The following is a 10,000-nucleotide window of genomic DNA, read 5'->3' as shown; positions in this document are numbered from 1 at the left end:
CGGGACGGTTCTCTTAAAAACACCATATAGATTTTTTGTACGCCGCCGCCCGCCATCGAGCAGAGTTTTACACCTAATTGGGGATAAAACAGCTCATGGCGGGCGGCGGCGTTGCCCTTATCGGCGGCACCCTCGTACCTCTGCTTGCCGGACTGTTCGGTTAAGCGGCGGGGTTAGCTATGCAGAGCATACTTGACGCGATTAACGAATGGATAAAGGAAATCCTCATTGGAGCCATTAACGGTAATCTGTCAACTATGTTCGGGGACGTAAACGAAAAAGTCGGAACTATCGCCGCAGAGGTAGGACAAACCCCGCAGGGGTGGAACGCAGGCATATTTTCCATGATACAGAGCTTGTCGGAAAATGTGATTGTACCCATTGCGGGGCTTGTTATTACCTACGTTCTATGCGTGGAGCTTATCAGCATGGTAACGGAAAAGAACAATATGCACGATATTGACACGTTCATGTTCTTTAAGTGGTTTTTCAAGGCGTGGGTAGCGGTGTATCTCGTTACCCACACCTTTACTATCACTATGGCGGTGTTCGATATGGCGCAGCACGTTGTTTCCGGCGCGGCGGGCGTGATCGGCGGCGATACGAATATCGACGTTGACGCCGCCCTCTCGTCCATGCAAGCCGGACTTGACGCTATGGAAATCCCCGAACTGCTTATGCTCGTTATGGAAACAAGCCTTGTGAGCCTTTGCATGAAAATCATGTCGGTGCTTATCACGGTTATCCTGTACGGCAGAATGATAGAAATTTACCTTTACTGTTCGGTATCGCCTATCCCGTTTGCAACTATGACCAACAGAGAGTGGGGGCAGATAGGCAACAACTACTTAAAAGCCCTGTTCGCCCTCGGTTTTCAAGGCTTCCTCATAATGATATGCGTCGGCATTTATGCGGTTTTGGTTGGCAGCATGATTGTAGCGGACAACCTGCACAGCGCGATTTTCTCCCTTGCAGCCTACACCGTGATTTTGTGCTTCTCCCTATTCAAAACAGGCACACTTGCGAAGTCAATCTTTAACGCCCATTAAAGACCGAAAGGAGGTTTTCACTTGGCGTATGTACCCGTACCCAAAGACTTATCAAAAATCAAAACAAAAGTCGCTTTTAATCTGACAAAGCGGCAGATTATATGTTTTGCGGCAGCCCTCGCTATGGGACTACCGCTTTTCTTTTTGCTCAAAGACAGCGCGGGAACAAGCATGGCGGCATTTGCAATGATTGTCGTTATGCTTCCCTGCTTCCTCTTGGCAATGTATGAAAAACACGGGCAGCCCCTTGAAGTCGTGATAAAGAACGTCATTCAGACAAAGTTTATCCGACCAAAGGAACGCCCCTATCAGACGGAAAATTTTTATGCCGTCATAGAAAAACAACGAAAACTGGAAAAGGAGGTATCGGCTATTGTCAATGGCAGAACGAAAAACCATGACCCGCGCGGTAAAAAATCCCGTGAAGCGTAAGCTGACCCGCGCAGAAAAGAAAGAAATCGCCGCCGTGATACAGGCGGCAAAGGGCGACGGGAAGCCCCACACCGCGCAGCAGACCATTCCCTACTTGCAGATGTACCCGGACGGGATTTGCAGGGTAACGGAAAAGAAATACAGTAAAAGCCTTGTCTTTGAAGATATTAACTATCAGCTTGCACAGGCAGATGATAAGACCGCCATTTTTGAAAACTGGTGCGATTTTCTCAACTACTTTGACGCTTCCGTTTCGGTGCAGCTCTCTTTCATCAATCAGGGCGCAAGAAAGGAAAAGGCACAGGCGGCTATCGAAATTCCGGCACAGGACGACGCTTTTAACTCTATCCGCAGGGAGTACGCGGATATGCTGAAAAATCAGCTTGAAAAAGGCAACAACGGACTGGAAAAGTGCAAGTACATTACCTTTTCCATTGAAGCGGACAATCTTGCGGCGGCAAAAGCCCGCCTTTCCCGTATCGAAACCGATGTACTGAATAATTTTAAGGTGCTTGGTGTAACCGCCCGCCCCATGAACGGACAGGAACGCTTGAACGTCCTGCATGGGATTTTCCACCCGGAGGGCGAGCCGTTCCGCTTCTCTTGGGACTGGCTTGTGCCGTCGGGGCTTTCTACAAAGGACTTTATCGCCCCGTCCTCGTTCCGTTTTGGCGACGGGCGCACGTTCCGCATGGGGCGAAAACTTGGTGCGGTATCGTTCCTTGAAATCCTTGCGCCGGAGCTGAATGACCGTATGCTTTCGGACATTCTCGACCTTGAAAACGGGATAATCGTCAATATGCATATCCGCAGTATCGACCAGAGCGAAGCAATCAAGACTATCAAGCGCAAGATAACCGACCTCGACAAGATGAAGATTGAGGAACAGAAAAAAGCGGTACGCAGCGGGTATGACATGGATATAATTCCGTCCGACCTTGCTACTTTCGGCAGCGAAGCAAAAAATCTGTTGCAGGATTTACAGAGCCGCAACGAGCGAATGTTTCTGCTGACGTTCCTTGTGGTAAACATGGCAGACACAAAACGGAAACTAGATAATGACGTATTTGCTACGGCGGGCTTTGCACAGAAAAACAACTGCGCTCTGACCCGCCTTGACTATTTGCAGGAAGCGGGCTTTATGTCCTCTATTCCTCTTGGGGAGAACCTTATCCCCATTCAAAGAGGGCTTACGACCAGTAGCACCGCTATTTTTATCCCGTTCATCACGCAGGAGCTTTTCCAAAGGGGTGCAGCCCTTTACTACGGCTTAAATGCCCTTAGTAACAACATGATACTCTGCGACCGCAAGCAACTGAAAAATCCCAACGGGCTTATTCTTGGAACACCGGGAAGCGGTAAATCCTTTGCGGCAAAACGGGAAATGACAAACGCCTTTCTCATTACCGACGACGATATTATTATCTGCGACCCGGAAGCAGAATATTTTTCCCTTGTGCAGCGTTTGGGCGGGCAAGTGATACGTCTGTCGCCTGCCGGAAAAGGCATGGACGGCAAGCCCCAGTATGTGAACCCTATGGATATTAACCTCAACTACTCCGAGGACGACAACCCGCTTGCCTTGAAATCCGACTTTATCCTTTCCCTCTGCGAGCTTGTTATCGGCGGCAAAGAGGGCTTGCAGCCCGTGGAAAAGACCGTCATTGACCGCGCCGTTAGGAATGTGTACCGACCTTTCCTTGCAGACCCCGACCCGGCAAAAATGCCGATTTTGGGCGACCTCTACAACGAACTGCTGAAACAGCCGGAGCCGGAAGCTGCCCGCATTGCGGCGGCATTGGAGCTTTATGTTTCCGGCTCTCTGAACGTCTTTAACCACCGTACCAACGTGGAGCTTTCAAACCGTCTTGTCTGCTTTGATATTAAGCAGCTTGGAAAGCAGCTCAAAAAATTAGGTATGCTCATTGTGCAAGACCAGGTGTGGAACCGCGTGACCGTCAACCGCGCCGAGAAAAAGGCAACCCGTTACTATATGGACGAATTTCATTTGCTTTTGAAAGAGGAACAGACCGCAGCCTATTCTGTGGAGATTTGGAAGCGTTTTCGTAAATGGGGCGGCATACCGACGGCTATCACACAGAACGTCAAAGACCTTTTAAGCAGCCGCGAAGTCGAGAATATCTTTGAAAACTCCGATTTTGTCCTCATGCTCAATCAGGCACAGGGCGACCGGGCTATCCTTGCAAAGCAGCTTAACATCTCCCCGCAGCAGATGAAGTATGTAACCCACACCGAAGCGGGCGAGGGGCTTATCTTTTACGGGAATGTGGTGCTGCCGTTCATTGACCGCTTCCCGACGGACACCGAGCTTTACTGTCTGCTTACGACAAAGCCGGAGGAAGTGAGCAAGCCATGAAAACAGACGTAATCATCAACCGCGACGCCTCTATGCCCTGCGGGAGCTCCGAGCGAAAGCGTGAACTGCTGCGTCACAAGCCCGCCTTACTATGGACTAAGGGACTACGGGCTTGACGCGCAGATTGGACGTGAGGACACGCCGGAGCAGTATATCGGGCGGCTTGTGGAAGTGTTCCGGGAGCTGCGCCGGGTACTCAAAGACGACGGGACATTTTGGCTGAATATCGCAGACACATACTGCGGCAGCGGCATGAAAGCGGGCTGCAAGCAAAAGGATTTAATCGGTATTCCGTGGCTTCTTGCCTTTGCCCTGCGCTCTGACGGGTGGTATTTACGCAGCGATATTATCTGGCTGAAAGAAAACCCTATGCCGGAAAGCTGCCGCGACCGACCGAGCCGCTGCTATGAGCATATCTTTTTACTGACGAAATCAAAGAAATATTACTATGACGCTGCCGCCATTGCAGAGCCGATCGCGCCGGGAACGGCTGCGCGCTACAGGCAAGGGCGCAGCGCAGGACACAAATACGCCGAGGAAGTACCAGGACAGGGCAAGGTACAGGGTATCAATCAGCCCCGCAGCGGCAGCTATTATGACGACGCCCTTATGCCGACCACAAGAAACAAGCGGGACGTTTGGCTTATCAATACCGTACCGTACAAGGGCGGGCATTTTGCCGCCTATCCCCCGAAGCTCGCGGAAACGTGCATACTTGCGGGCTGTCCGAAAGGCGGCGTTGTGATAGACCCGTTCTTTGGAAGCGGCACCACCGGGCTTGCAGCGCAAAGCCTTGACCGCCGCTATATCGGCATTGAACTGAACGCCGAGTATTGCGCCCTTGCAGGGGCGCGGATTGGAGGTGGTAACACTTGAAAGACCCATTAAAGCCCCGCGATAAAATCACGCAGAAAATGACCCGCGACGGGGCTATCGCAGAAAATCAGACCACGGGAGACACGGAACGTATCAGCAACCGCATACGGGACGCGGATTTACAAAAGACCCCGGAACAACAGGCGGCACAGGACGCTATGCAGCTTCCCCCGGTATCTGATACAAGCCCGCTTCCCCATGTGCCGGGAGCTGCCCCCAAAGCGGACACAGGCAAAACGGAGCGCGTCATGAAGCATATCGACGCCGCCCATACACGAAAAGCCAGTAAAAAGGCAGTACGAAAAGCACAGGCAGAAGCTACCGCCGGGACGAAATCTTCCCGGCTGCAATTTACCGACGAGGAACGCGCTGCCCCGGAGCTTGAAAAGTATATCAAGAAATCCGATAAAGCCGCCGACCGCTTGGATAAGGCAAAGGCAGCTATCCCCAAAGAAAAGAAACTGGTAAAAGAGCGCACCTTTGACGAAACCACCGGGAAAGGCAAGACCCGCCTGCACTTTGAGGAAAAGGACAAGCCGCCCGGATTTAAGGAGAAGCACAACCCGCTATCCCGCCCCACACAGGAAGCCGGGATTTTGGTACATAACAAAATCCATTCTGTCGAAAAGGATAATTCCGGCGTGGAGGGCGCACACAAGAGCGAGGAAGCCGCAGAACGGGGATTGAAGTACGGGGCGCGGAAAATCAAGCAGGGCTACCGCAACCATAAGCTGAAACCCTACCGGGAAGCGGCAAAGGCAGAAAAAGCGGCTTTTCGGGCAAATATGGACTTTCAGTATCACAAGACCCTGCATGAGAACCCGCAGCTAACCAGTAACCCCATTTCCCGGTTTTGGCAGAAGCAGAAAATCAAGCGGCAGTATGCAAAGGAAGCCCGCAATACCGCAAAGGGTATCAAGGGCGCGGCAGAACGCACCCGCAAGGCGGCAGCCAAAGCCGCCGAGAAAACGAAGCAGACCGCAGCATTTGTGGCAAGGCACCCGGCGGGTGTGGCAATCGCTGTCGGGGTGCTACTGCTCTTTATCATGGTTATGTCCGGGCTGTCCTCTTGTGGGGCAATGTTTTCCGGCACGTTAAACGGCGTGCTTGGAACGTCCTATACGTCCGAGGACAGCGACCTTGTGGAAGTGGAAAACAGCTACGCAGGATTGGAAAACGAGCTGCAAAGCAGGATTGACAATATCGAGCGCGACAATCCGGGCTATGACGAGTACCGCTATGACCTTGCAAATATCGGACACAATCCCCATGAATTAGCGTCTTATCTGACCGCAAAATACCAAAGCTACACCTGCGCCGAGGTACAGAGCGAATTACAGCGGATTTTCAATCAACAATACAAGCTGACGCTGACCGAGGAAGTGGAAATACGCTACCGGGAGGAAGAACGCACCGACACATGGACAGATGAGGACGGCAACGAGCATACGGACACCTACACGGTACAAGTGCCTTATGAGTATTACATCTTGAACGTCAAGCTGACGAATACCCCACTATCCACCATTGCGGAAAACAATCTGACCCCGGAACAACTGGAAATGTACCGGGTGTACTTACAGACAAGCGGGAACAAGCCCCTTATCTTTGGCGGCGGCTCTCCCGACACTTCCGCGTCGGAAGATTTAAGCGGCGTGGACTTTGTAAACGGAACGCGCCCCGGCAATACCGCTATCGTTGACCTTGCAAAACGGCAAGTCGGAAATGTGGGCGGCTATCCGTATTGGAGCTGGTACGGCTTTAATTCCCGCGTGGAATGGTGCGCCTGTTTCGTGTCCTGGTGCTACGGGCAAATGGGACTTTCCGAGCCGCGCTTTGCCGCCTGCCAGTCGCAGGGTATTCCGTGGTTTACTTCTCACGGACAATGGGGAGCGCGGGGCTATGAAAACATTGCCCCCGGCGACGCTATCTTTTTTGACTGGGATTTAGACGGCAGCGCAGACCATGTAGGACTTGTTATCGGCAGGGACGAAAGCCGCGTCTATACCGTGGAGGGCAATTCCGGCGACGCCTGCAAGATTAAGAGCTATCCCCTTGACTATGCCTGTATCAAAGGGTACGGGCTGATGAACTGGAACTGACACATTTTTTGAAAATCGAAAGGAGAAAAATTTTATGGCAATGAGTAAAATCGAAAGAATTGACAAGGAAATCCAAAAGACCCGTGAGAAAATCACGGAGTATCAGAACAGGCTGCGCGGACTGGAAGCACAGAAAACCGAAGCGGAAAATCTGCAAATCGTTCAGCTTGTGCGCTCTATGCGCCTTACCCCGCAGGAGCTTACCGCTATGCTTGCGGGCGGAGGTATTCCGGGCATTGCCCTATGCCCGCAGACTATGAGGAACAGGAGGACAATGCAGATGAAGAATAAAATTCTTAGAAGCCTTACCGCACTTTGCGCCGCCCTTATGCTCATGGGCGGCTTTTCTGTTACCGCCTTTGCACAGACACCTACGACGGAAGAAACCGACGACAGCGGCGTGATCGTGGAAACCGAACCGCAGCCCCTTACCCCGGAGGGCAACATGACCCTTGTGGACGACATCGACGGGGACGCTGCCGAGGATAAACAGTTTATCGTCGTGAAAAGCAAAGGCGGCAACTATTTTTACATTATCGTTGACCGGGCAGCCGAGGGGGAAAATTCCGTCCACTTCCTAAATCAAGTAGACGAAAGCGACCTTATGGCGATTATCGGGGAGGAACAGACCGAACAGCCCCCGGCTGTCTGCAACTGTACCGAGAAATGCAAGGCGGGCGAAGTCAACACCGCCTGTCCTGTCTGCTCTGTAACTATCAATAACTGCACAGGCAAGGACACCGAGCCGGAAGCTCCCGCAGAGCCGGAGAAACCCAAAAACAGCATGGGCGGGCTTCTCATCTTCCTTGTTGTGGGACTTCTTGGCGGCGGCGCAGCCCTCTACTACGTTAAGTTTATGAAACCGAAGCAGAACGTAAAAGGCAGCACCGACCTTGACGAGTTCGATTTTGACGAATACGACGAGGACGAGCCGGAGGAAGAAACTGACATCGCAGACACCGAACAGGAGGACGAGGAAGAATGAAACTTGTGATTTGTGAGAAACCCAGCGTCGGGGCGGCGGTTGCCGCCGCCCTTGGCGTTACGGGTAAGAAAGACGGATATATCGAAAATGACAAGTACATCATTTCTTGGTGTATCGGGCATTTGGTACAGCTTTCCGAAGCTGCCGCCTATGGGGAGCAGTACAGAAAATGGAGCTATGACAGCTTACCCATTCTGCCGCAGGAATGGCAGTACACCGTAGCCGCCGACAAGGGAAAACAATTCAAAATCTTGAAAGACCTCATGCACCGCGCCGACGTTTCGGAAGTCGTGAACGCCTGCGACGCGGGGCGCGAGGGAGAATTGATTTTCCGATTTGTCTATGAAATGGCGGGCTGCAAGAAACCCTTTACCCGTCTTTGGATTTCCTCTATGGAAACGGACGCAATTCGAAGCGGCTTTGAACATCTGAAGGACGGGCGCGGGTATGACACCCTCTATCATTCCGCACTATGCAGGGCAAAGGCTGACTGGCTTATCGGTATCAATGCGACCCGCCTTTTCTCCTGCCTGTATGGAAAGACCTTGAACGTGGGACGTGTGCAGACCCCGACCTTAAAAATGCTTGTAGACCGGGACGCTGCCATTACAAACTTCAAGAAAGAAACCTACTATCATGTGCGCCTTATGCTCCCCGGCGCAGAAGCGGCAAGCGCGAAGATCTGCGCCGCTGATGAAGCGGGCAAACTGAAAGCAGCCTGCGAAGCGTCGGCGGCTGTCTGTACTTCCCTTGTGAAAGAAAAGAAAACCATTGCCCCGCCGAAGCTCTTTGACCTTACCAGTTTACAGCGGGAAACAAACCGTATTTACGGGTACACGGCAAAGCAGACCCTTGACCTTGCACAGACCCTCTATGAAAAGAAGCTCTTGACCTATCCGAGAACGGACAGCGCATTTCTGACCGATGACATGGGAGAAACAGCGACGGGCATTATCGCGCTGCTATGCGGGAAGCTGCCCTTTATGGCGGGCATTTCCTTTACGCCGGAAGTTTCCCGCGTTCTGAACAGCAAAAAGGTATCAGACCACCACGCAATCATTCCCACTATGGAGCTTGCAAAGGCTGACCTTACCGCGCTGCCGGAAAGCGAGCGCAATATCCTTACCCTTGCCGGGGCGCGTCTGCTTATGGCGACCGCCGAGCCGTACAGTTTTGAAGCGGTAACGGCGGTTTTCTCCTGCGCCGACCATGAATTTACGGCAAAGGGAAAGGCGGTAATCGCTGCCGGGTGGAAAGACATGGAACGGCTTTACCGGGTGACCCTCAAAAAGAAGCCGGACAGCGACGACGAAAACGAACTTGTTTTAGATGTGCCGGACTTTACCGAGGGACAGACCTTTGAAAACCCTGCTGCAAAGGTTACGGAGCATGAAACGACGCCGCCGAAGCCCCACAATGAAGCGTCCTTACTTTCTGCTATGGAACGCGCTGGGAATGAGGACACCGACCCGGACGCAGAACGCCGGGGGCTTGGGACGCCCGCTACCCGCGCCGCTGTCATTGAAAAGTTAGTAAAAGGCGGCTTTATCGAGCGCAAGGGCAAGCAGCTACTTCCTACCAAAGACGGCACAAACCTTGTGTGCGTCCTGCCGGACAGCTTAACTTCTCCGCAGCTTACGGCTGCATGGGAAAACAATCTGACGCAGATTGCAAAGGGTAACGCTGACCCTGCCGCTTTCATGCAGGGTATCGAAGCAATGACGCAGGAGCTTGTAAAAACCTATGCTTCCGTGTTGGGTGAGAAACAAGAGCTTTTCAAGACAGAAAAAACAGAGCTTGGGAAGTGTCCCCGCTGCAAGTCCCTGGTCTATGAGGGAAAGAAAAACTACTACTGTTCCAACAAAGAGTGCGGCTTTACCATGTGGAAAAATGACCGCTTCTTTGAGGAACGAAAAACCGCCTTTACCCCGAAGATTGCCGCAGCACTTCTTAAATCCGGCAAGGCAACAGTTAAAAAACTGTACTCTCCGAAAACGGGCAAAACCTACGACGGAACGGTACTTTTAGCCGACACGGGCGGTAAATATGTGAATTACAAAGTAACCATTTCAAAGAACAAAGAACTTGAATAGCAAGCATAGGAAGCGGGTACCCACTTCCGTAAATCCCCCGTTTTCGTCTGCCGACGATTGCGGGGGATTTTTCTTGTTGGGAAGTT

Annotated in this window: 6 protein-coding genes and 3 pseudogenes; all 9 read left to right on the top strand. The window is 52.1% G+C overall.

The window, feature by feature from the left end:
- Window positions 1-80: 80 nt before the first annotated feature.
- Window positions 81-164: pseudogene (locus tag DW965_RS15565) on the top strand (Maff2 family mobile element protein); the annotation flags it as partial.
- 15 nt (window positions 165-179) lie between these two features.
- The gene (locus DW965_RS15560) at window positions 180-1,049 is read left to right on the top strand and encodes a VirB6/TrbL-like conjugal transfer protein, CD1112 family (RefSeq protein WP_117524147.1); all 870 of its coding nucleotides are present in this window, start codon (window positions 180-182) and stop codon (window positions 1,047-1,049) included.
- A 21-nt stretch (window positions 1,050-1,070) separates the two neighbouring features.
- Entirely contained in the window at window positions 1,071-1,481 is a 411-nt protein-coding gene (locus DW965_RS15555; protein WP_035290041.1) for a PrgI family protein, read from the top strand.
- Window positions 1,429-3,858: a VirB4-like conjugal transfer ATPase, CD1110 family gene (locus DW965_RS15550; RefSeq protein WP_118515953.1), complete on the top strand. Its 2,430-nt coding sequence runs from the start codon at window positions 1,429-1,431 to the stop codon at window positions 3,856-3,858. Before DW965_RS15555 ends, DW965_RS15550 begins: the two co-directional genes overlap by 53 nt.
- Window positions 3,855-4,734 (top strand): annotated as a pseudogene (locus DW965_RS15545) (DNA-methyltransferase). Before DW965_RS15550 ends, DW965_RS15545 begins: the two are co-directional and overlap by 4 nt.
- A 38-nt stretch (window positions 4,735-4,772) precedes the next feature.
- Window positions 4,773-6,836 (top strand): C40 family peptidase, encoded by a 2,064-nt coding sequence (locus tag DW965_RS15540; protein ID WP_035393412.1) that lies wholly within the window; start codon window positions 4,773-4,775, stop codon window positions 6,834-6,836.
- 34 nt (window positions 6,837-6,870) lie between these two features.
- A pseudogene (locus tag DW965_RS22660) lies at window positions 6,871-7,127 on the top strand (DUF4315 family protein).
- Window positions 7,117-7,821, top strand: a complete 705-nt coding sequence (locus DW965_RS15530) for a DUF4366 domain-containing protein (RefSeq protein WP_117524145.1) — start codon at window positions 7,117-7,119, stop codon at window positions 7,819-7,821. The pseudogene DW965_RS22660 and the gene DW965_RS15530 overlap by 11 nt, the downstream one beginning before the upstream one ends.
- Window positions 7,818-9,914: a DNA topoisomerase 3 gene (locus DW965_RS15525; RefSeq protein WP_117524143.1), complete on the top strand. Its 2,097-nt coding sequence runs from the start codon at window positions 7,818-7,820 to the stop codon at window positions 9,912-9,914. The genes DW965_RS15530 and DW965_RS15525 overlap by 4 nt, the downstream gene beginning before the upstream one ends.
- Window positions 9,915-10,000: the final 86 nt, after the last annotated feature.

The sequence above is a fragment of the Blautia sp. AM47-4 genome, assembly GCF_003479865.1.
Classification (GTDB): domain Bacteria; phylum Bacillota; class Clostridia; order Lachnospirales; family Lachnospiraceae; genus Fusicatenibacter; species Fusicatenibacter saccharivorans.
This window is presented reverse-complemented; position numbering and strand designations above follow the sequence as displayed.